Source organism: Aeromicrobium yanjiei (genome assembly GCF_009649075.1).
In the GTDB taxonomy this organism is placed as follows: domain Bacteria; phylum Actinomycetota; class Actinomycetes; order Propionibacteriales; family Nocardioidaceae; genus Aeromicrobium; species Aeromicrobium yanjiei.
Map to the genome: position 1 here is coordinate 916,794 of NZ_CP045737.1, position 20,279 is coordinate 937,072.

Annotated in this window: 25 protein-coding genes and 1 tRNA gene; 13 read left to right on the forward strand and 13 right to left on the reverse strand. The window is 69.9% G+C overall.

Annotated elements, in window-relative coordinates; translation table 11 throughout:
• Positions 1-3 precede the first annotated feature (3 nt).
• Positions 4-951, forward strand: coding sequence for a PLP-dependent cysteine synthase family protein (locus tag GEV26_RS04685; RefSeq protein ID WP_153651988.1), 948 nt, complete (start codon positions 4-6; stop codon positions 949-951).
• Positions 952-960: 9 nt separating this feature from the next.
• Here GEV26_RS04685 and GEV26_RS04690 read toward each other — a convergent pair whose 3' ends face one another.
• On the reverse strand, positions 961-1,986 hold the full coding sequence (locus GEV26_RS04690; RefSeq protein ID WP_208431024.1) for an ABC-2 transporter permease: 1,026 nt from the start codon (positions 1,984-1,986) through the stop codon (positions 961-963).
• A 223-nt stretch (positions 1,987-2,209) separates the two neighbouring features.
• Between GEV26_RS04690 and GEV26_RS04695 the strand changes: the two genes are divergently transcribed.
• The 5 genes from GEV26_RS04695 to rdgB all read left to right on the forward strand — a co-directional run bounded on the left by GEV26_RS04695 (position 2,210) and on the right by rdgB (position 6,219).
• Complete coding sequence (locus GEV26_RS04695; protein ID WP_153651989.1) at positions 2,210-3,187, forward strand: ribose-phosphate diphosphokinase; 978 nt, start codon at positions 2,210-2,212, stop codon at positions 3,185-3,187.
• A 91-nt stretch (positions 3,188-3,278) separates the two neighbouring features.
• A complete protein-coding gene (murI, locus tag GEV26_RS04700) occupies positions 3,279-4,088 on the forward strand; it encodes a glutamate racemase (protein ID WP_153651990.1) in 810 nt (269 codons plus the stop codon).
• The gene (locus tag GEV26_RS04705; protein WP_153651991.1) at positions 4,085-4,846 is read left to right on the forward strand and encodes an MBL fold metallo-hydrolase; all 762 of its coding nucleotides are present in this window, start codon (positions 4,085-4,087) and stop codon (positions 4,844-4,846) included. The genes murI and GEV26_RS04705 overlap by 4 nt, the downstream gene beginning before the upstream one ends.
• Positions 4,847-4,888: 42 nt before the next feature.
• Positions 4,889-5,608 (forward strand): ribonuclease PH, encoded by a 720-nt coding sequence (rph, locus tag GEV26_RS04710; RefSeq protein ID WP_153651992.1) that lies wholly within the window; start codon positions 4,889-4,891, stop codon positions 5,606-5,608.
• Positions 5,605-6,219: an RdgB/HAM1 family non-canonical purine NTP pyrophosphatase gene (gene rdgB, locus GEV26_RS04715; protein WP_153651993.1), complete on the forward strand. Its 615-nt coding sequence runs from the start codon at positions 5,605-5,607 to the stop codon at positions 6,217-6,219. Before rph ends, rdgB begins: the two co-directional genes overlap by 4 nt.
• Positions 6,220-6,222: 3 nt before the next feature.
• Here the strand turns inward: rdgB and GEV26_RS04720 are convergent, their stop codons facing one another.
• The 3 genes from GEV26_RS04720 to GEV26_RS04730 form a co-directional block, all read right to left on the reverse strand.
• Positions 6,223-6,921, reverse strand: coding sequence for an SGNH/GDSL hydrolase family protein (locus tag GEV26_RS04720; protein WP_153651994.1), 699 nt, complete (start codon positions 6,919-6,921; stop codon positions 6,223-6,225).
• A gap of 96 nt (positions 6,922-7,017) precedes the next feature.
• Complete coding sequence (locus tag GEV26_RS04725) at positions 7,018-7,482, reverse strand: tRNA (cytidine(34)-2'-O)-methyltransferase (protein WP_153651995.1); 465 nt, start codon at positions 7,480-7,482, stop codon at positions 7,018-7,020.
• Positions 7,482-8,666, reverse strand: coding sequence for a benzoate/H(+) symporter BenE family transporter (locus tag GEV26_RS04730; protein WP_153651996.1), 1,185 nt, complete (start codon positions 8,664-8,666; stop codon positions 7,482-7,484). Before GEV26_RS04730 ends, GEV26_RS04725 begins: the two co-directional genes overlap by 1 nt.
• A gap of 26 nt (positions 8,667-8,692) precedes the next feature.
• Here GEV26_RS04730 and GEV26_RS04735 point away from each other — a divergent pair, with 26 nt between their 5' ends.
• A complete protein-coding gene (locus tag GEV26_RS04735) occupies positions 8,693-9,118 on the forward strand; it encodes an SRPBCC family protein (protein ID WP_153651997.1) in 426 nt (141 codons plus the stop codon).
• Here GEV26_RS04735 and GEV26_RS04740 read toward each other — a convergent pair.
• The 5 genes from GEV26_RS04740 to arsB all read right to left on the reverse strand — a co-directional run bounded on the left by GEV26_RS04740 (position 9,115) and on the right by arsB (position 13,219).
• Entirely contained in the window at positions 9,115-9,534 is a 420-nt protein-coding gene (locus GEV26_RS04740; protein WP_208431025.1) for a GAF domain-containing protein, read from the reverse strand. The genes GEV26_RS04735 and GEV26_RS04740 overlap by 4 nt on opposite strands.
• 19 nt (positions 9,535-9,553) lie before the next feature.
• The gene (locus GEV26_RS04745) at positions 9,554-10,288 is read right to left on the reverse strand and encodes an AIM24 family protein (protein WP_153651998.1); all 735 of its coding nucleotides are present in this window, start codon (positions 10,286-10,288) and stop codon (positions 9,554-9,556) included.
• A gap of 107 nt (positions 10,289-10,395) precedes the next feature.
• Positions 10,396-11,703, reverse strand: a complete 1,308-nt coding sequence (locus GEV26_RS04750; RefSeq protein ID WP_153651999.1) for an NAD(P)-binding domain-containing protein — start codon at positions 11,701-11,703, stop codon at positions 10,396-10,398.
• Entirely contained in the window at positions 11,700-12,128 is a 429-nt protein-coding gene (locus tag GEV26_RS04755) for an arsenate reductase ArsC (protein WP_153652000.1), read from the reverse strand. The genes GEV26_RS04750 and GEV26_RS04755 overlap by 4 nt, the downstream gene beginning before the upstream one ends.
• The gene (arsB, locus tag GEV26_RS04760) at positions 12,125-13,219 is read right to left on the reverse strand and encodes an ACR3 family arsenite efflux transporter (protein WP_279586757.1); all 1,095 of its coding nucleotides are present in this window, start codon (positions 13,217-13,219) and stop codon (positions 12,125-12,127) included. The genes GEV26_RS04755 and arsB overlap by 4 nt, the downstream gene beginning before the upstream one ends.
• 108 nt (positions 13,220-13,327) lie before the next feature.
• On the opposite strand from arsB, the gene GEV26_RS04765 reads away from it, so the two are divergent.
• Positions 13,328-13,684 carry an ArsR/SmtB family transcription factor gene (locus tag GEV26_RS04765; RefSeq protein ID WP_153652002.1) on the forward strand — a complete coding sequence of 119 codons (357 nt, stop codon included), beginning with the start codon at positions 13,328-13,330 and terminating at the stop codon, positions 13,682-13,684.
• Positions 13,685-13,707: 23 nt separating this feature from the next.
• Here the strand turns inward: GEV26_RS04765 and GEV26_RS04770 are convergent.
• Together GEV26_RS04770 and bcp are read right to left on the reverse strand one after the other, a co-directional pair.
• Positions 13,708-13,789 (reverse strand) — tRNA-Leu (locus GEV26_RS04770).
• Positions 13,790-13,813: 24 nt separating this feature from the next.
• Positions 13,814-14,281: a thioredoxin-dependent thiol peroxidase gene (gene bcp / locus GEV26_RS04775; protein WP_153652003.1), complete on the reverse strand. Its 468-nt coding sequence runs from the start codon at positions 14,279-14,281 to the stop codon at positions 13,814-13,816.
• Between the two features lie 74 nt (positions 14,282-14,355).
• Here bcp and GEV26_RS04780 point away from each other — a divergent pair, with 74 nt between their 5' ends.
• From GEV26_RS04780 to GEV26_RS04800, 5 genes are all read left to right on the forward strand, one after another.
• Positions 14,356-14,604: a DUF3618 domain-containing protein gene (locus tag GEV26_RS04780; RefSeq protein ID WP_153652004.1), complete on the forward strand. Its 249-nt coding sequence runs from the start codon at positions 14,356-14,358 to the stop codon at positions 14,602-14,604.
• 2 nt (positions 14,605-14,606) lie between these two features.
• Positions 14,607-14,927: a GroES family chaperonin gene (locus GEV26_RS04785; protein ID WP_153652005.1), complete on the forward strand. Its 321-nt coding sequence runs from the start codon at positions 14,607-14,609 to the stop codon at positions 14,925-14,927.
• A 16-nt stretch (positions 14,928-14,943) separates the two neighbouring features.
• On the forward strand, positions 14,944-16,065 hold the full coding sequence (locus GEV26_RS04790) for an FUSC family protein (protein WP_153652006.1): 1,122 nt from the start codon (positions 14,944-14,946) through the stop codon (positions 16,063-16,065).
• Between the two features lie 82 nt (positions 16,066-16,147).
• The gene (gene phoA, locus GEV26_RS04795; RefSeq protein WP_153652007.1) at positions 16,148-17,566 is read left to right on the forward strand and encodes an alkaline phosphatase; all 1,419 of its coding nucleotides are present in this window, start codon (positions 16,148-16,150) and stop codon (positions 17,564-17,566) included.
• A gap of 356 nt (positions 17,567-17,922) precedes the next feature.
• Positions 17,923-18,186 carry a hypothetical protein gene (locus GEV26_RS04800; protein WP_153652008.1) on the forward strand — a complete coding sequence of 88 codons (264 nt, stop codon included), beginning with the start codon at positions 17,923-17,925 and terminating at the stop codon, positions 18,184-18,186.
• 38 nt (positions 18,187-18,224) lie between these two features.
• Here the strand turns inward: GEV26_RS04800 and GEV26_RS04805 are convergent, their stop codons facing one another.
• Positions 18,225-19,100, reverse strand: a complete 876-nt coding sequence (locus tag GEV26_RS04805) for an HpcH/HpaI aldolase/citrate lyase family protein (protein ID WP_153652009.1) — start codon at positions 19,098-19,100, stop codon at positions 18,225-18,227.
• Positions 19,101-19,109: 9 nt separating this feature from the next.
• Positions 19,110-20,159: an HpcH/HpaI aldolase/citrate lyase family protein gene (locus GEV26_RS04810; RefSeq protein WP_153652010.1), complete on the reverse strand. Its 1,050-nt coding sequence runs from the start codon at positions 20,157-20,159 to the stop codon at positions 19,110-19,112.
• Positions 20,160-20,279 lie beyond the last annotated feature (120 nt).

Sequence of the window (20,279 nt, forward strand, 5' to 3'; positions counted from 1 at the left end):
GCCGTGCGTTTTGACTCCCTGATCGACTCGGTCGGCGGTACGCCCCTGGTAGGGCTGCCGTCCCTGTCGCCGTCCCCGGACGTGCGGCTGTGGGCCAAGCTCGAGGACCACAACCCGACGGGTTCGATCAAGGACCGCGCGGCGCTGCAGATGATCCTGCAGGCGGAGAAGGACGGCCGGCTGTCGCCCGGGTGCACGATCCTGGAGCCGACCAGCGGCAACACCGGCATCTCCCTGGCGATGGTGGCCCGGCAGCGCGGCTACGAGATCGTCTGCGTGATGCCCGAGAACACGTCGATCGAGCGCACCCAGCTGCTGACGATGTGGGGCGCGAAGATCATCCCCTCGCCCGCGGCAGGCGGCTCCAACGAGGCTGTGCGCGTGGCCAAGGGGCTCGCAGCGGAGCACCCCGACTGGGTCATGCTCTACCAGTACGGCAACCCGGCCAACGCCGAGGCGCACTACGTCGGCACGGGGCCGGAGATCCTCGCGGACCTGCCCGAGGTGACCCACTTCGTCGCAGGCCTCGGCACGACCGGCACCCTGATGGGCGTCGGCCGGTTCTTCCGCGAGCACAAGCCGGACGTGCGCATCGTGGCCGCCGAGCCCCGCTACGGGGAGCTGGTCTACGGGCTGCGCAACCTCGACGAAGGATTCGTCCCCGAGCTCTACGACGCCTCGCTGATCGACTCCCGGTTCTCGGTGGGTCCCCGCGACGCGGTCCGCCGGGTCCGCGAGCTCGTCGAGCGAGAAGGCATCTTCGCGGGGGTGTCCACCGGCGCGATCCTGCACGCCGCCCTGGCCCAGGCCGCCAAGTGCATCAAGGCCGGCGAGAGCGCCGACATCGTGTTCGTGGTGTGTGACGGCGGCTGGAAGTATCTGTCCACCGGCGCGTACGAGGGCACCCTCGACGAGGCCGAGGACAAGCTCGACGGCCAGCTCTGGGCATAGGCCGGGCGATCAGGCGTGGGCCCGGGCGCGCTCCTGGCGCACGGTCGGCACGATCAGCAGCACGAGCCCGACCACCAGCCAGGCGAGCATGACGAGCACGGGACCGCGCACGCCGGCGTTGTCGAAGTAGACGATGCCGCGGATCGCGCTGGTCGCCGCGCCCGGTGGCAACCACGGACCGATCGCGCTGAAGAACGGCGGCAGCAGATTCGTCGGGAACGCGCCGCCCGCGCTCGGATTGCCCAGCACCACGAACAGCACGATCGCCACACCGATCCCGAGCACGCCCACCCACGCCTCGCACGCGAGGGTGAACACCGTCACCGCGAAGACCAGCAGGGCGCCGAACGCCGCGAGCGGCCAGTAGCCGTGGTCGAGGGCGTCGAGCCACGGCCCGACGATCCAGGCGCCACCCAGGCCTGACAGCACCGAGTAGACCGCGACCCGGGCGATCCGGATGCCCAGTCGGCGCCTGCTCGGCAGCCGCTCGCCCTCGGTGATCCCGAGGATGGACGCTGCGAGATAGCCGCCGACGACCCAGCCCACCGCGAGGTAGAAGGCGCTGAGCCCGAGGTCGTCGCCCTTGCCGGCGGGGATCACGTCGGAGACCTTCACGGGGCGCTGCTGCTCGGCGGCCACCGTCTTGACGACCTTCTCGATCGCCTCGGACAACGACGACCCAGCCGCGCTCGCGACGAGCAGCTGATAGCCCTGCTCGCCGAGGACCAGCACGGCGCCCACCGAACGGTCCTTCAGCTTGCGGCGGCCCTCCGCCTCGTCCTTGACGACAGTGGCCTTGAGCGGCTTGTCGTCCAGACCGTTGAGCGTCCGCGCCATCTCTTGGGCGAGCTGTTCCGGCCCACCCGCCGGCGGCGCCACCGCGATCGGCGCCTTGTCCGGCTTGGGGCTGTGGAAGGCCCCGACGTAGCTCGCGGTGAAGCCCAGCTGGATCAGCAGCACGCCGATGAGCAGGACGACAGGGCTGAGCACGGGACCGGTGGAGAAGGACGACGAGGCGTGGGTGGACTCGGACACGGGTCAGATCCTTCGTAGGGGCCCTGGGGGCTCGGACGTTACCCGCGGACCTGCCGTCGCACCCGGGACCAAGGTCGCACCGCCCGGGCGCCCGTCCCCACCGGGCGCGGTGGACCTGCCACCGTACGAGGTCGGTTTCGGCTTCGTACGGTGGAGGAAGCACCGCGCCCACGGCAAACGGTGGGGGAAGCACCGCGACGGCCGCTCGGCTACCCTCGACCTCGTGAGCCAGATCGTGGTCTTCTCCGGAAGCGCGCACCGCCCCCTTGCCGAGAAGATCTGTTCCGAGCTGGGGCAGCCGTTGTCCGCCTCCGAGACGGCGCGGTTCAGCAATGACTGCCTGCAGGTGCAGCTGCTGGCCAACTGCCGGCGCAAGGACGTCTACATCATCCAGCCCCTGGTCCCGCCGACGCAGGACCACCTCATGGAGCTGCTCCTGATGATCGATGCGGCCCGCGGAGCGAGTGCCGCGTCCGTGACGGCCGTGATCCCGCACTACGCGTACGCCCGCTCGGACAAGAAGGATGCGTCGCGGATCTCGATCGGCGGACGTCTCGTGGCCGACATGCTGACCACCGCGGGCGCCGACCGGGTCGTGACGATGACGCTGCACGCTCCGCAGGTGCACGGCTTCTTCAGCGTCCCGGTCGACCACCTCACCGCGATCGGCGAGCTGGCCGACCACTTCCGCGGCCGCGACCTGACCGGAACGGTCGTCGTGTCGCCCGATCTCGGCAACGCCAAGACCGCCTCACTGTTCGCGCGTCTGCTCGGCGTCCCCGTCGCTGCGGGCAGCAAGCAGCGCCAGGCCGACGACAAGGTCGTCATCGACGCGATCGTCGGCGACGTCGCGGGCAAGAAGGCGATCGTCCTCGACGACGAGATCGCGACCGGCGGCTCGATCATCGAGCTCATGGACAAGCTGGCCCAGGAGGGCTGCACCGAGGCGTCGGTCGCGTGCACGCACGGACTGTTCACGGGCAAGGCCGTCGAGCGGCTCCGCAACCACCCCTCGATCACCGAGGTCGTGACGACCGACACCGTCCCGCGGCCGGCCGACTGGCCCGAGCTGCAGGTCCGATCGGTTGCAGGCCTGTTCGCCGAGGCGATCGCCCGGATCCACGCGGGGGAGTCGGTCTCCTCGTTGTTCGACGGGGTCGACCCGGCGCACGCCCCGCCCCAGCCCAAGCTCCCGCTCTGACCCCGGCGCGGCCCGGGTGGAATGCGGGTCACATGTGATCTGGGGCCCGTTCACTTTGTCGCCGCATCCTGCGGCCGTAGGGTTCAACGTTGTGAGTGACGCACCGATCGGCATCTTCGACTCAGGCTTCGGCGGTCTGACCGTCGCGCGTGCCGTCCTCGACCAGCTGCCCCACGAGCCGGTGCTCTACCTCGGTGACACGGCCCGCCAGCCCTACGGTCCCAAGCCCATCTCCGAGGTCCGCGAGTACGCCCTGGAGTGCCTCGACCACCTCGTGGCCCAGGGCGTCAAGGCCCTCGTGATCGCCTGCAACTCCGCGAGCGCCGCAGTCCTGCGCGATGCGCGCGAGCGGTACGACGTGCCGGTCGTCGAGGTCATCGTCCCGGCCACCCGACGTGCGGTCAGCGCGACCCGCAACGGCGTCGTCGGCGTGATCTGCACCGAGGCGACCGCCACCTCGCGGGCGTACGACGACGCGTTCGCGGCCAATCCCGGCATCACGCTGCACACCCAGGCCTGCCCCCGGTTCGTCGAGCTCGTCGAGCAGGGCGTGACGAGCGGTCCCGAGCTGTTGTCGGTCGCGGAGGGCTATCTCGCACGCCTGATCGATCTCGACGTCGACACCCTTGTTCTCGGATGCACCCACTACCCGCTCCTGACGGGCGTACTGTCCTACGTCATGGGCGATGGTGTGACGCTCGTCTCGAGCGCCGAGGAGACGGCCAAGGACGTCTACAGGCTCCTGGTGCGCGAAGGGCTCGAGCGCGACGCCGCGCTGCCCGTGCCTGCCCACGGCTTCCTGACGACCGGCCGGCCCGAGGAGTTCCGCACGCTCGCGCGACGCTTCCTCGGCCCCGAGGTCGAGTCCGTGACCCAGTTCTCGTGGATGGGCGCGGCATGAAGCTGACCGTCATCGGCTGCGCCGGATCGTTCGCGGGGCCCGACTCGCCCGCGAGCTGCTATCTGCTCGAGGCTCCGTTCGAGGGCCGCACCTACCGCCTCCTGGTCGATCTCGGCAGCGGCGCGTTCGGTGCGCTGCAGCGGCACAGCACGATCCGCGACATCGACGCGATCGCGCTGTCCCACCTGCACGCGGACCACTGCTTCGACATGTCGGGCTTCTACGTCGTGAGCCGTTATCACCCCGACGGCGCCTTCGCGCAGATCCCCGTCCACGCCCCCGAGGGAGCCGGGGACTTCCTCGTCTCGGCCTACGGCCTCGAGGAGCGGGACGGAATGAGGGAGCAGTTCGCATTCAGCCCCTGGGCGGACGGCGGCACGGTCCAGCTGGGACCGTTCACGGTCACCTCGGTCCGGGTCAACCACCCCGTCCCGGCGTTCGCGTTCCGCATCGCGACCGACACCCACTCCTTGGCGTACTCCGGTGACACCGGCCCGACCGAGGCCCTGGCCGCCCTGGTCGAGGGCGTGGACGTCTTCCTGTGCGAGGCCTCCTTCGTGGAGTCCGGCAGCAACCCGCCCGATCTGCACCTGACCGGCGCGGAGGCCGGGACGTACGCCACGCGCGGCAAGGTGGGCCGTCTCCTCGTGACGCACATCCCCTCCTGGACCGATCGAGCCGAGGTCGAGTCCGACGTCAAGAGCACCTGGGACGGAGCGTTCGAGCTGGTCGCCGCCGGCTCGACCTACGAGCTCTGATCCGTGCCGGGCAGGGGCCGACCACCCCGATAGGCTCGAGACATGACCCGCGAAGATGGCCGCCAGGCCGATCAGCTCCGTCCCGTGACCATCACCCGCAACTGGCTCGACCACGCGCAGGGCTCATGCCTCATCGAGTTCGGCAAGACCAAGGTGCTGTGCGCCGCGAGCGCGAGCGAGGGCGTCCCGCGCTGGCGCAAGGGCTCAGGCCTCGGCTGGGTCACCGCGGAGTACGCGATGCTGCCCCAGGCCACGCACGACCGCTCGGCTCGTGAGTCGGTCAAGGGGCGCATCGGCGGCCGCACGCACGAGATCTCCCGCCTGGTGGGCCGGTCGCTGCGGATGGCGATCGACTACAAGGCCCTCGGTGAGAACACGATCACGATCGACTGCGACGTCCTGCAGGCCGACGGCGGCACCCGCACCGCGGCGATCACCGGCGCGTACATCGCACTGGCCGACGCGGTCGAGCACCTGCGCGGCAGGGGAGCGCTCGCGGGTGAGCCCCTCGTCGAGTCCGTCGCCGCGATCAGCGTGGGCATCATCGACGGCGTCCCGCTGCTCGACCTGCCGTACGTCGAGGACGTCCGCGCCGAGACCGACATGAACGTCGTCATGACCGGCTCGGGCAAGTTCGTCGAGGTGCAGGGCACCGCGGAGGGCGCGCCGTTCGACAAGGCCGAGCTCGACGCACTGCTCGAGCTCGCGGCCGCGGGCTGCGCCGACCTGACCCGCCTGCAGAACGAGGCCCTCGGCCGATGAGCAGGGTCGTGCTGGCGTCCAACAACGCCAAGAAGCTCGCCGAGCTGCGGCGCATCCTCGAGCCGCTCGTCCCGGGCATCGAGGTGCTGGGGCTTGCGGACTTCCCGGCGTACGACGAGCCCGCCGAGACCGAGCCGACCTTCGAGGGCAATGCGCTCATCAAGGCGCGCGCCGCCCTGCAGGCGACGGGGCTGCCGTCGCTGGCCGACGACTCGGGCCTGTGCGTCGACGCCCTCAACGGGATGCCGGGTGTGCTGTCGGCGCGATGGTCCGGCGTCCCCAAGAGCGAGGGCGGCGACGCGGCCAACAACCGGCTGCTGCTCAGTCAGCTCTCCGACGTCCCGGCGGAGCGGCGCACGGCACAGTTCCGGTGCGCGATGGCGCTGTGCACGCCCGAGGGTCTCGAGCTCGTCGAGCACGGCGAGATGGCAGGGCGGATCCTGACGGCCGAGCACGGCGGGGGCGGCTTCGGCTACGACCCGCTGTTCGCGGCCGACGGGTTCGAGGTGTCGACCGCCGAGCTCGACCCGGCCGACAAGGACCGCATCAGCCACCGCGGCAAGGCTCTGGCGGCGATCGCGCCGGCCGTCGTGGCGGCCCTCACCGCCTAGGACTCACTCCAGGGCGCGGATGACGCGGCGGGCGATCGCAGCGCTGCCGTGGCGGTTGGGGTGCACGCCGTCGACGACGCGGGACGCCGTCAGGGCACCCGCGGTGCTGATGAACTCGAAGCCGTGCGCCTCGGCCTGCGCCCGCACGATGCCGGTGATGCGCACGCCCGTCCTGGCGTCGAGCGGGCCCCACGGGGGACCCAGCACGATGACGCGGGTCGTGGCCGGCACGAACGTCTTCACGGTGTCGAGGTAGGTGCCGACTGCGTGGTCGATCTCGTGGTCGGTCGACGGGACGAACATCCCGTCGGCACAGCGTGCCCAGTCGTTGCGGCCCCCCTCGACGAACAGGATCGACGGTGCCGCGCCCGCGTAGACCTCGGTGCGGTCGATGAACCGGTTGCCCTCGCACCGGTGACCGGGGCGGAGGTAGCCCGACCCGGACTGGGCGTACGTGCGGACGTCCGCGCCGAAGCGGTGCCCGACGATGCTCCACCAGCCCTGGCGCTCATCGCCCGGCGAGTCGTTGTAGCGCGCGGTGATCGAGTCACCCACCACGACGATGCCCAGAGGTGCGAGCACCGACTCCTCGTGGGTCTGCCCGCCCTGTGCGCCCTGCCACGCCACGAACGGCCCGAGCACGAGGGCCACCACGAAGGCGATGACGACCGGCCGGCGGGCCGTCTTCCTGGACAGGGTCATGGTGCGCTTGTCTTCTTTCCCGAGAGAGCACACTCTACGCCCGCCGGCGCCCACCCGGACCGGATCTGCCGAAGACGGCGCGAGGGTCCCCGTGCGTCAGCTCGGCAGGGCGAAGTCCTGCTGGCGCCACGCCTCGAAGACTGCGACCGAGGCGGTGTTGGCCAGGTTCATCGACCGACGGCCGGGCAGCATCGGGAGCCGGACGCGGGCCTCGACCCGTGGATCGTCCAGCACCTGCTCCGGCAGGCCCGTCGGCTCGGGACCGAACAGCAGGACGTCGCCGGGCTCGTACGCGACGTCGGTGTAGAGCTGCTCGCCGCGGGCGGTGAACGCGAACACCCGGCTGGGCGCGAGCGCCTCCAGTGCGGCGTCGAGGTCCGGGTGGACCGTCATGACGGCGAGGTCGTGGTAGTCCAGCCCGGCCCGCCTGAGCTTGGACTCCTCCAGGTCGAAGCCCAGCGGCTCGACGAGGTGGAGCTCGGCGCCCGTCACGGCGGCGAGGCGGATCGCGGCGCCGGTGTTGCCCGCGATGCGGGGCTCGAAGAACAGGATGCGGAACATCAGTGGGGCCTCCGGTGGAGAACGAGGTGGACGAGGAGCCCTGCGACGAGCGCCCAGAACGCCGAGCCGATGCCCAGCGCCGAGACGCCCGAGGCGGCGACCAGGAAGGTGATGACGGCGGCCTCCCGGCCCGCGCGGTGCGAGACGGCGCCCTCAAGAGCGTCCGCGAGCGTACCGAGCAGGGCGAGCCCCGCGACGGTCGCGATGACGCCCATGGGCGCGACCGCGACGAGGGCCGCGAGTGCGGCCGAGCCGACGCCCAGCACGACGTACGTGCCGGCGGCGGACTGAGCCGCGATCCACCGTCTGCGGGGATCCGGGCCCGCAGGGGGACCGGCGGCGAGGGCGGCGCTGATCGCGGCGAGGTTGACCGAGTGCCCGCCCGCGGGCGCGCCGGCGACCGTCGCGACGCCGGTGGCCACGATCGCGCCGCGCCACGGGACGTCGTACCCGAGGGACTTCATGATCGCGACGCCCGGGACGTTCTGCGACGCCATCGTCACGACGTACAGGGGCAGCGCGATGCCGATCATCGCCGCCCAGCTCCAGGCGGGCGTCGTGAGCGAGAGCTCGGGCAGGAGCGAGGATCCCGCGATCGAGGTGCCGTGGCGCACCATGTCGACGCCGATGACCAGGCCCGCGCAGGCGAACGCCGCCGGAACCGCCCACCGCGGGGCGAACCTGACCCCGAGCAGCCACACGAGGGCGATGGGCAGGATCGCCCCGGGGTTCTGCTTGACCGCGGTGACCGGTTGCAGGCACAGCTCGAGCACGACGCCCGCGAGCATGGCCTGCGCGATCGGCGCAGGGATGCGGGAGATGAGCCGGCCGAGGGCCGGCCACAGCCCTGTGAGGACGTATGCGGCGCCTGCGACGAGGAACGCGCCGATCGCGACCGGCCAGCCGCCGTCGAGGGCTTCAGTGCCGGCGAGCAGGGCCGCGCCGGGGGTGGACCAGGCCAGGATCAACGGCATCCGGTAGCGGGTGCTGAGCCAGCACATCGCGGCAGCCTGGGTGAGGCAGAGGGCCAGGAGCCCGGACGCCGCCTGGGAGGGGGTCGCGCCCACCGCGTGCAGGCCGGTCAGCACGACGGCGAACGAGCTGGTGTAGCCCACGAGGACCGCGACGACACCTGCGCTGATCGGCTGCTGCAGATCGCCGCCCGCCGTCCGCCCGCGCTTCATGGTGAATCACCCTAGACTCCTCGACCATGGCCACTCCCCAGCGCGTCCACGTCACGCACACGTACACGTCCGATCCCGCCACGGTCTTCGAGAGGCTGTCGGAGCACGAGAACCTCGGACCGGTCCTCGGCGCCAAGGTCGCGCGGGTCTCGGACGGTGACACGTCCCGCAACGGGGTCGGATCGACCCGCAGCCTCAAGATCGGTCCGCTCCCGGCCTTCCACGAGACCACGACGGTCGCGGAGCCGAACACCCTGATCGAGTACGCGATCACCAAGGGCAGCCCGCTGAAGGGGCACTGGGGTCGTCAGGTGCTCACCCGGACCACGGACGGCGGGACCCTGCTGGACTACACGATCGGCTTCGACATGGCCGTGCCCGGTGCTGCCGCCGTGGTCGGCAAGATCCTGCAGGCCTCGATCAGCAAGGGAATCGGCAAGCTCGCTCCCTAGGCGCTCAGCAGGTCCCAGACGCGGGCCGTCTGCGCCTCGACGTCACCGGGATGGATCTGCTGGAAGTTGCGTCCGCCCCGACCGAACGTCTGGGTCACCGCCGCGGGGACGAGGGCCGGGTCGACCTCGACCCATGCGCAGTCGCGCACGTGGACGAGGTCGACCTCGGCGCCGTCGTCGTCGCGTCGCCACGGGCCGTGGATCCGGCCGACGTACGTCGAGCCGCCCGGGACGCGCGTCCACACGAACGAGCCGTCGGGGGCGTCGACCAGCTGCTGGAGCCGGCGCTCGGCCCCCTCGTCGGTGGGCTCTCCCATGCCGCACAGCCCCAGCTCCAGTGCCCGCTCGAGCGTCGCCGCGTGCGGGACGTCGTCGCGGCGTGAGCGCATCGGGGCGCGGTAGACCGGCGACGTCACCGCGGCGACCGTCGAGCCATCAGCTCAGGATGCCGCCGAGGATGCCGCCGCCGACGGCCGCGGCCGCGACGTTGCCGCCCTGTCCGCCACCGCCCTGCTGGTAGGCAGGTCCCTCGGACGGCTGGACCACGACGAAGCCCGGGCCGTGGAACGCGTACTGGAACGCCTCGCCGGAGCCGCCACGCAGCGTCGAGCGCATGCTCATGCTGTTGTGCAGCTGCGGGGCGAGGTTCGCGGACCAGCAGACCGCGGCATTGATATCGACGAAGGTCGGCTGCTGCGAGCAGTCCAGGATCATCGGATCGCCGTCGGCGACCAGCGCGACCTGACCGTGGCCGTTGACGATCGTGTTGAACAGGCCACCGGCGGCGACGCCGACGCCCTTGACCCGACGGATGTCGTGGTCGAGCGTCGCATCGAATGCGAGCAGGTTGCGGCCGTTGATCGAGATGCCGTCGCCCTCGAGGTTGAGGATGAAGACGTTCTTGGCGGTGTCGGCGAAGAAGACCTCGCCCTGTCCCGCGACCGTCATGAGCGGGTTGTCCTCGCTCGTGACGACCTTCTTCATGAGCTTGCCGATGCTGCCCGCCGACTTGTGCTCGAAGGTCACCTGGCCCTGGTAGGCGACCATGACGCCCTTGGTCGCCAGGACGGGTGCGCCCAACGTGACCTTGAGCATGCGGGGGTTCTGCAGGACGAACCGCTCCGAGGTCTGCACCTCGAGATTCGCCTGCGCGAACAGATCGGACTTCATGGCCGGGCCCTTCTCTCCTGATGATCACTGAGTGGGAGGCATGTGCGTCACCACCGTGACTCCCAGCCTAGGCGATCGTCCCTCCCCGACCTCACGGACAGGTCTGATCAAGGGGTGGCCACGTCGGCCCCCGCAGGTGCGCCGCAGCACCCGCCGTCGCCGGAGGCCTCCGCCTCGTCGAAGAGGCCTGAGCCGCCGCACACCCCGGAGTCGGGAAGCGTCAGCTCCACGCGTGCTGCCGACTCGTGGTCACCGGCGATCTCGGCCACCACGGAGCGGACCTGCTCGAAGCCGGTCATCGCCAGGAACGACGTGGCGCGGCCGTAGCTCTTCATCCCGGCGAGATAGAAGCCGGCGTCGGGCTGAGCCAGCTCCTTCGCTCCGTGCGGGTAGACCGTGCCGCACGAGTGGACGTTCGGATCGATCAGGGGGGCGAGGTCCCGCGGTGCCTGCAGGACAAAATCGAGGTCGAGACGGACCTCGGTCAGGATCGACAGGTCCGGACGGAAGCCGGTCAGCACGATGACCTCGTCGACGTCGGGGACGCTCTCGCCGTCGAACGAGGTCAGCGTGAGCTGACCGTTGCTCTGGGTCTCGACGGCTGCCGTGCGAAAACCGGTGACGGTGTCGACCCTTCCGGACTCGACGACCTTCTGGGCTCTCGCGCCGAGTGCACCACGCTCAGCCAGCTCATCGTTCTCTCCGCCGCCGAACGCGTTGCCGGTGGTGGGGCGCCGGACGAGCCAGCTGACCGTGGTGCCGTCGAGATCCGCGAGGTTCACCAGTGCCGTCTTCGCCGAGACGCCGGTTCCCGCCACGACCACATGTGTTCCCGCGTACCGGGCGCGGATGCTGTGGTCCTGGAGGTCGGGGACCCGGTAGGTGATGCGCTGGGATTCCGCGCGTTCACCAACAGCGGGCAGCCCGTCGCCACCGAGAGGGTTGGCGCCGGACCAGGTGCCGGAGCAGTCGATGACGGCGCGGGCGTGGATCCGCTGCTCGCCGCCTGCACTGTCCACGTGGACGGTGAAGGGTGCGTCGTCCCGGCCAGAGTCCACGATGAGGTCGCGACCCCGTTTCGCGACGCCCGTGACGGTCGCGCCGTAGTGGACCGCGCCTCCCAGGGCATCGGCGAGGGGCTGGAGGTAGTCGGACGCCCACGTGCCGCCTGTCGGGTATCGCCTCGGGTCCGGCTCGGACCAGCCCGCTTCCGCCAACACCTTCGCGGCTTCCGGGTCGATGAGCTGCGACCAGGGCGAGAAGAGGCGGATGTGGTCCCACTCGCGGACGGCTGCGCCCGCGGTGGTTCCTGATTCGAGGACGATGAAGTCGATGCCGCGGTTGTGCAGGTTGGCTGCTGCAGCGAGTCCGATGGGTCCTGCCCCGATGACGACGACCGGGAGGTCGGCGGTCATCGCGGTCGTCCAGCCGGCTGGGCCGGGGCGAGGGAGGCGATGAGACCTTCGATGCGCGTCCTGATCTCGTCGCGCACCTGGCGGACGGTCTCGATGCCCTTGCCCGCGGGGTCGGTCAGCTCCCAGTCCTCGTAGCGCTTGCCGGGGAAGTAGGGGCACTCGTCGCCACATCCCATGGTGATCACGACGTCGGAGGCCTGGACGGCTTCGGTGGACAGCTTCTTGGGCTGCTCCGTGGCGATGTCGATGCCGATCTCGGCCATCGCCTCCACGGCCACGGGATTGATCCGGTTGCCGGGCATGGAGCCCGCGGACAGCACCTCGATGGAGCCGCCGGACAGCTCCTTGAGGAAGCCGGCGGCCATCTGCGAGCGGCCTGCGTTGTGGACGCAGACGAACAGCACGGTGGGCTTGGTGGTGGTCATGAGCGTGCTCCTTCGGTGGGGAAGAACCTGCGTGCCCACAGGGACACGTAGACGAGGCCGACCAGGACGGGCACCTCGATGAGCGGGCCGACGACCCCGGCGAGCGCCTGGCCGGACGTGATGCCGAACGTGCCGATGGCAACGGCGATGGCCAGCTCGAAGTTGTTGCCTGCAGCGGTGAAGGCGAGCGTCGCGGTCTTGGCGTAGCCGAGACCGAGCCGGCGTCCCATGACCATGCCGAGCGCAAAGGTGATGGCGAAGTAGGCAAGCAGGGGCAGCGCGATGCGGACGACGTCCCACGGGTTGCTGATGATGGCATCGCCTTGCAGCGCGAACAGCAGGACGATCGTGAACAGCAGGCCGTAGAGCGCCCAGGGACCGAGCTTCGGCAGGAAGGTGTCCTCGTACCAGTCGCGACCCTTGGTGCGCTCACCGATGAGTCTGGTGGCGAACCCGGCGAGGAGAGGGATGCCCAGGAACACCACGACGCTCGCGGTGATGGCCCACACGGAGAAGTCGGCGCTCGTGGTCGAGAGCCCGAGCCATCCCGGCAGGGTCTGCAGGTAGAACCAGCCGAGCGCGGCGAATGCGAAGACCTGGAAGACCGAGTTGATGGCGACCAGCACGGCGGCCGCCTCGCGGTCTCCGCAGGCCAGATCGTTCCAGATCAGGACCATCGCGATGCAGCGGGCGAGGCCGACGATGATCAGGCCGGTTCGGTACTCCGGCAGGTCTGGCAGGAGGAGCCACGCCAGGGCGAACATGAGTGCAGGCCCGATGAGCCAGTTCATGACGAGCGAGGCGCCGAGCAGGCGCCTGTCGCCGGTGACGCGGGCCGTCTCGCTGTACCTCACCTTCGCCAGGACCGGGTACATCATGACCAGCAGTCCGATGGCGATGGGCACCGAGACCGAGCCCACGGTGAACGAGTCGAGGGCGTCGGTGAGGTCGGTCCAGGTGCGACCCAGGACCAGACCCACCGCCATGGCAACCGCGATCCAGACGGGCAGGAGCCGGTCGAGTCGGGACAGGCGACCCACGATCGCGTCGTCCGGTCCGCCCCTGGGCCGCTCGCTGACGGTGTCGCTCACTGGTCTCCTTGGTCGTTCGTCCGGGGCTACCGCATTCATCGACTGACGTCGATATAGACACCGTATCAATGCATCGACGCATGTCAATGCAGCAGGCATACTGGGGTCATGACGTCCTTGCTGCCCGCGCCTGACACCGGCTCCGACATCTGCTGCGCGCCCATCACCAAGGACGCGATGAGCGAGGAGAATGCGATCCTGCTGGCCGGCAAGTTCAAGGCCATCGGCGATCCGACGCGCCTGCGGCTGCTCTCGCTGATCGCGGCCCACGAAGGCGGCGAGGCGTGCGTCTGCGACCTGAACGAACCGGTCGCGCTCTCGCAGCCGACGGTCTCGCACCACCTCAAGGTGCTCGTCGACGCGGGTCTGCTGACCCGCAGCAAGCGCGGAACCTGGTCGTTCTACGCTCTGGTGCCGGGCGCCCTGGACAGCCTGGCCGCAGTGCTTGACACCCCCGCGTCATAGACCACAGGTGTCAGGTCACGGAGTGTCGGTGACAGGACTTGAACCTGCACGCTCGAAAGCACAGGAACCTAAATCCTGCGTGTCTACCAGTTCCACCACACCGACTCGGGATCCAGAATAGGCCCTGCGTCAGGCGCCGAGTCCCAGGTCCTTGCGAAGCTTGGCGACGTGGCCCGTGGCCTTGACGTTGTACTGCGCGAGCGTGATCTTCCCGTCCTCGACCACGAACGTCGACCGGATGACCCCCTGCACGACCTTGCCGTAGAGCTTCTTCTCCCCGAAGGTGCCCCACTGCGTCAGGACCTGCTTCTCCGGATCCGACAGGAGCTGGATCGTGAGGCCGTCCCGCTCGCGGAACGCCGCGAGCTTCTCGGGCTTGTCGGGGGAGATGCCGAGCACGGTGTAGCCCTCGGCCTGCAGGCGGTCGATCGAGTCGCTGAAGTCACAGGCCTGCTTGGTGCAGCCCGGTGTCATCGCGGCCGGGTAGAAGTAGACGATGACCTTGCCCGTCTGGGCGGACAGGGTGACAGGCTCTCCGGCGTCGTTGACGAGGGTGAAGTCGGGTGCGGTGTCTCCGGGCTGCAGGCGGGTCGTCATAGGTCCTATCCTTGCGTATGTGTGCGAGCCGACGGCTCGCACGTCCGTAGGTTCCCAAGTGAGCGAGGCACGACGTGGCGAACGCCCAATCCGATGAGCTGGTCGACGAGATCGAGGTCATCCGCGAGCGTCTGGCGGTCACCGTCGACCAGCTGGTCGACCGGTCCAACCCCAAGAACATCGCCCGCCGCGGGCTGGAGAACCTCAAGGGCCGCTTCATCGACGAGACCGGCTCACCCCGACTCGAGACGATCATCCCGGTCGTGGGCGGCACGCTCGCGGTCATCGCGGGCATCGTCGTGATCCGCAAGCTGCTGCGCTGACCATGTCCGGCAGGCTCCCGATCCGCATGCTGGCAGACCGCCTCCTCGTCTCCCTCGACGAGGACAGCGGTGACCGTCGATCGACCGGCGGCATCGTGATCCCGGCCACCGCCGCACTCGGCAAGCGGCTGTCCTGGGCGCGCGTCGAGGCGATCGGCGCACACGTCCGCTCGGTCGAGGTCGGCGACCGGGTGCTGTTCGACCCCGAGGACCGGTCCGAGGTCGAGGTGCGGGGCGAGGACCTCGTCCTCCTGCGCGAGCGCGACCTGCACGCCGTCGCGTCCGAGCGCATCGAGGAAGGCCAGACGGGCCTCTACCTGTGAGCCCGGCTGTGGTGTCGTGAGCCCGTCCCGTGACGACGCCCCGCGTCGGCGGATCCGGCTGCCGCACTCGCAGCTGACCTGGTCGGACCGGCTCCGCATGCTGCGCAAGCGGTGGCGGCTGCTGCTGCGCCTCGGCGGGGCGACCGCGGTCGCGTACTTCGTCTCGACGCACCTGCTGGGGCACTCACAGGCGTTCTTCGCACCGATCTCGGCGGTCATCGTCATCATCGCCGGCGCCGGCCTGCGGGCTCGTACGCTCTTCGAGCTCGTGCTCGGGGTGGCGCTCGGCGTGCTGGTGGGCGAGCTCCTGATCCTTCTCATCGGGCGCGGGACGTGGCAGATCGCGCTCGTCGTCGTGCTCACCATCGTGGTGTGCACGCTGCTGGGCATCAAGGGTCTCGCGATGACACAGGCGGCCAACTCCTCGGTCCTGCTGGCTGCCGTGCTGCCGGGCGTGAACGCCGGCAACCCCGCCGTCACCCGCTTCCTCGATGCGCTGATCGGTGGGTGCGCCGGCCTCGCGATGATCCTGCTGGTGCCGCGCAATGCCGTGCGCGACATCGACATCGAGGTGCAGTCGCTGCTCAAGCGGCTCGCCGGCGTGCTGGGCCTCATCGCCGAGGCGATGCGCCTGCAGGACACCGACGTGGCCGAGCGGGCGCTGGACGAGGCCCGGGCGATGCAGCCGGGCCTGCAGGCGCTCGAGAGCACGGCGGCCAGCGTCTCGGAGATCACCCGGATGTCACCGATGCGGTGGAAGCAGCGCGAGCACGTGGGCATGTACGTCGGGGCGATCCGCGACTTCGACAACGCGATCCGCGACGCCCGGGTGCTGGCACGGCGCACCGCGGCGATGCTGCGGCACCACGAGCAGGCGCCGGCAGGGATGGATCTGGCGGCGAAGTCGCTGGCGCGGGCCGTCGAGATCTTCGCGGACGACCTGTCCGAGCGCGACGACTTCGAGGAGGCGCGGCGCGAGCTGGTCGACGCGGCCCGGATCGCCGTCACGGCTCTGCCCGGTGCGATGACGATGAACACGGCCGCGATCGCGGCACAGGTGCGGTCGCTCGCGGCCGACCTGTTGTATGCGAGCGGCTCGACCCGCGACGAGATCGACGAGCGGCTGGACTTCGACTGAGCCTTCGGGGTGCGCAAAAGGTTTCGGCCTGACGTGGCGCCGTGTTGGTCCCACGTTCACCCGGGTCCGGTGGGCTCGGCACATGAACTCATCCACGGGAAAGACCAGCAGGCGCACCGTCGTCAGCCTCGCAGTGGCGGCAGTCGTCGTCGGCGCGGGGACGGCCGGCGCCATCGGGGCGGGCCAGGATCTCTCGAAGCACGGGGGAGCAGCTCGCCTGTCGGGCGATCAGACCAAGCAGGTCAGGCAGGCCGTCGAGGGCGGCCGTGCAGACAACGTCATCCTCCTCATCGGCGACGGCATGGGCGACTCCGAGATCACCTCCGCGCGCGACTACGAGCACGGCGCCGGAGGGCGCTTCCCCGGCATCGACGCACTGCCGCTGACGGGTCAGTACACGACGTACTCGCTGACCAAGGACGGCAGGACCGACTACGTGCCGGACTCCGCCGCGACGGGCAGCGCCTGGGCGACGGGCACCAAGACGTACGACAACGCGATCTCGGTCGACATCCGGGGCAAGGCGCAGCCCACGCTGCTCGAGCTCGCCAAGAGGCGCGGCCTGAAGACCGGCAACGTGAGCACCGCCGAGCTCCAGGACGCGACGCCCGCGGTGCAGGTCGCGCACATCTCGGCCCGCTCCTGCTACGGCCCGGTCAAGACGTCGACGACGTGCCCCGAGGCCGCACGCGAGAACGGTGGCCGGGGCTCGATCTCCGAGCAGCTGCTGGACACCCGCCCCGACGTGAGCCTGGGTGGCGGCGCGGCGACGTTCGCCGAGAAGGCCAAAGCCGGCACGTTCAAGGACCTGTCCCTGCTCGACCAGGCCGAGCGGCGCGGCTACCAGCTGCCCACGGATCTCAGCTCGCTGGACAAGATCACCAGGGCCGACCAGAAGCAGCCGGTGCTCGGACTGTTCGCCCCGGGCAACTTCCCGGTGCGCTGGACGGGGCCTGCGGCGACGTCCGACGGTGGCAAGAAGGCGCCGGCCCGCTGCACGGCCAACCCGGCGCGCACGTCCTCGTTGCCCTCCCTCGCGGCGATGACCAAGAAGTCGATCCGGCTGCTCGACACCCGCGGGTCGAAGGGATTCTTCCTGCAGGTCGAGGGGGCGAGCATCGACAAGCAGGATCACGCGGCCGATGCGTGTGGCCAGATCGGCGAGACGGTCGACCTGGACGAGGCCGTCAAGGTCGCGCTGGACTTCGCCAAGAAGGACGGACACACCACGGTCATCGTGACCGCGGACCACGCCCACACCAGCCAGATCGTCGAGGCCGGCAGCACGACCCCCGGTCTCACGACGAACCTGCTGACCAACGAGGGCAGCCCGCTGACGATCAACTACGGCACGTCCGCCGCGGGTGGCTCGCAGCAGCACACGGGCAGCCAGCTGCGGATCGCCGCGTACGGACCGCAGGCGGCGAACGTGGTCGGGCTGACCGACCAGACCGACCTGTTCTTCACGATCTCGCGAGCACTCGCGCTCACGAAGCGGTAGGGCCACACCATGACGGCCGGCCGTCGGGACACGCTCCCGGCGGCCGGCTCCGACTGTGTGGTGGACATCACATCCGACGTGCGCTACCGTCTTTCGGTGGCTTCGGACGGAGCCCGCCACAACGCACCAGACCAGTACAGAGGAGGTGGACCCATGAAGGACATCATCACGACACCCCACGGACGCAACGTCCGTCGCGTCGTCGCGTTTTTCGCCGGATCCGCCTCCGAAGCAGTGCACCTGACGTAGCCCACACCTGTGTCGGCTGCTTGCCGCTTCGGATCTTCGATCCGGGGCGGTTTTTTTGTTGTCCGCCCACGACCCACCCGCCCGAATCACCAGAAAGGAGGCGCGCCATGACCACGCCGATCGACATCCGACGCATGCCCGCACACACCACCACCCCGACCTCTTCCACCCCGAAGGCCGGATCAGCAGGAGAGGGGGTGAACGCAGTGGCACTCTTCGAGTCCCGTCGGGTCCGCGGTCCGCGCGCCTGGGACGAGTTGTCCGAGATCGATCGTCAAGTGCTCCTGGAAGAAGTGCGTCAGCGTCGCAAGTACCAGGCGCTGAAGACGCAGATCTACTCCGAGCTCTACGGCATACGCGCCAACAAGTAGGGCACGATCCCCTCGCTGGGGAGGGGCCGGACCCCTCCTCAGCGAGAGGCGATCGCCTCGGCGAAGGCCAGGATGCGCTGGGCGTCGCGGACGTGCAGCTCCTCGACCATCCGGCCGTTGAAGGTCACGACGCCCTGACCGGCCGCCTTGGCCTCGTCGAAGGTCGAGATCATCTCGCGTGCGTGCCCGATGTCCTCCTCCGAGGGAGCGAACGCGACGTTGGCCGGCTCGACCTGGCTGGGATGGATCAACGTCTTGCCGTCGAAGCCCATCTCCCGGCCCTGGCGCGCCTCGGCCTCGAAGGCCTCGAGGTCCTTCACGTCGTTGAAGACGCCGTCGATGATCACCTTGCCCGCGGCGCGGGCGGCCAGCAGCGACAGCGAGAGGGCGGTGAGCACGAGCGGGTTGCGACCCGGCACGTGCAGGCCGTACGTCTCGTTGACCACGTCGTTGGTGCCCATCACCAGCACGGTCAGACGCTCGTGCGCGGCGCAGATCTCCTCGGCGTGCAACAGCCCGACCGGGGTCTCGATCATGGCCCAGAGCTTGGTCTTCTCCGGTGCGCCGGCCCGCTCGAGGGCGGCCACGAGCTCGATGACCTCGTGCGCCGAGTTGACCTTGGGCACCAGCACCGCATCGGGGCCGGCTGCGGCCGCCGCCGCGATGTCGTCCGCGTGCCACTGCGTGCCGATCCCGTTGACGCGGATCGCGAGCTCGCGGTGACCGTACTCGCCGGACTGCACCGCCGCACAGACCCGCTCGCGGGCCTCGACCTTGGCGTCGGGGGAGACGGCGTCCTCGAGGTCGAGGATGAGGGCGTCCGCGTCGATGCCCTTGGCCTTCTCGAGCGCGCGCTCGTTGGCGCCCGGCATGTAGAGGACGGAACGTCGGGGGCGCAGGGTCGTGCTGGTCATGGGATCTCCTCAGAGGTCGTAGGCGGCGGCGAGCTCGGGGTCGCGCTCGGCGAGCGCCTTGGCGAGGTCGAGCATGACCAGGCACTGCTTGCAGGACGCGTCGTCCTCCATCTTGCCGTTGATCATGACGGCGCCGGAGCCGTCACCCATCGCCTCGACGACCTCCTTGGCGTGCGCGACGTCGGCCGGGTCGGGGGAGAAGACCCGCTTGGCGATGTCGATCTGCACGGGGTGCAGGCTCCACGCGCCGACGCAGCCGAGCAGGAACGCGTTGCGGAACTGGTCCTCGCACGCGACGACGTCCTTGATGTCGCCGAACGGGCCGTAGAAGGGCAGCACGTCGTTGGCGGCGCACGCGTCGACCATGCGAGCGATCGTGTAGTGCCACAGATCCTGCTGGTACGTCGTGCGGCCTTGCGTGAGGTCCTCGCCGGTGGGGTCCTGGCGCACCAGGTAGCCCGGGTGGCCGCCGCCGACGCGGGTCGTCTTCATCCGCCGGCTGGCGGCGAGATCGGCCGGTCCGAGCGAGATGCCCTGCATGCGGGGGCTGGCGGCGGCGATCTCCTCGACGTTCGTCATGCCCTCGGCGGTCTCGAGGATCGCGTGGACGAGGATCGGCCGGGCGAGGCCGGCGCGTGCCTCGAGCTGCGCGAGCAGGCGGTCGACGTAGTGGATGTCCTGGGCGCCCTCGACCTTGGGCACCATGACGACGTCGAGCTTGTCGCCGATCTCGGTCACCAGCGTGATCAGGTCGTCGAGGGCCCACGGGGAGTCGAGGCTGTTGATGCGCGTCCAGAGCTGTGTCTGGCCGAAGTCGGTCTGCTTGGCGATGTCGACCAGGCCCTGGCGGGCGGCTTCCTTGTTCTCGGTCTTGATCGCGTCCTCGAGGTTGCCGAGGATGATGTCGACCTTGGGTGCGATGTCGGGCACCTTGGCGGCCATCTTGGGGTTGCTGGGGTCGAAGAAGTGGATCATCCGGCTCGGCCGGAACGGGATGTCCGCGACCGGTGCGGGCGCACCCACGGCGAGGGGACGGAGGAAAGCTCGGGGATTGCGCACGCGGCTCACTTCTCTTGATCGACGGAGTCTGCGGGAGACAAACTATCGGCCAGTATCTCCACCGCGATCCGGCCACGGATAGGGCGGGGGTCACACTCCCCGGACGCCCCGGCGGCCCGC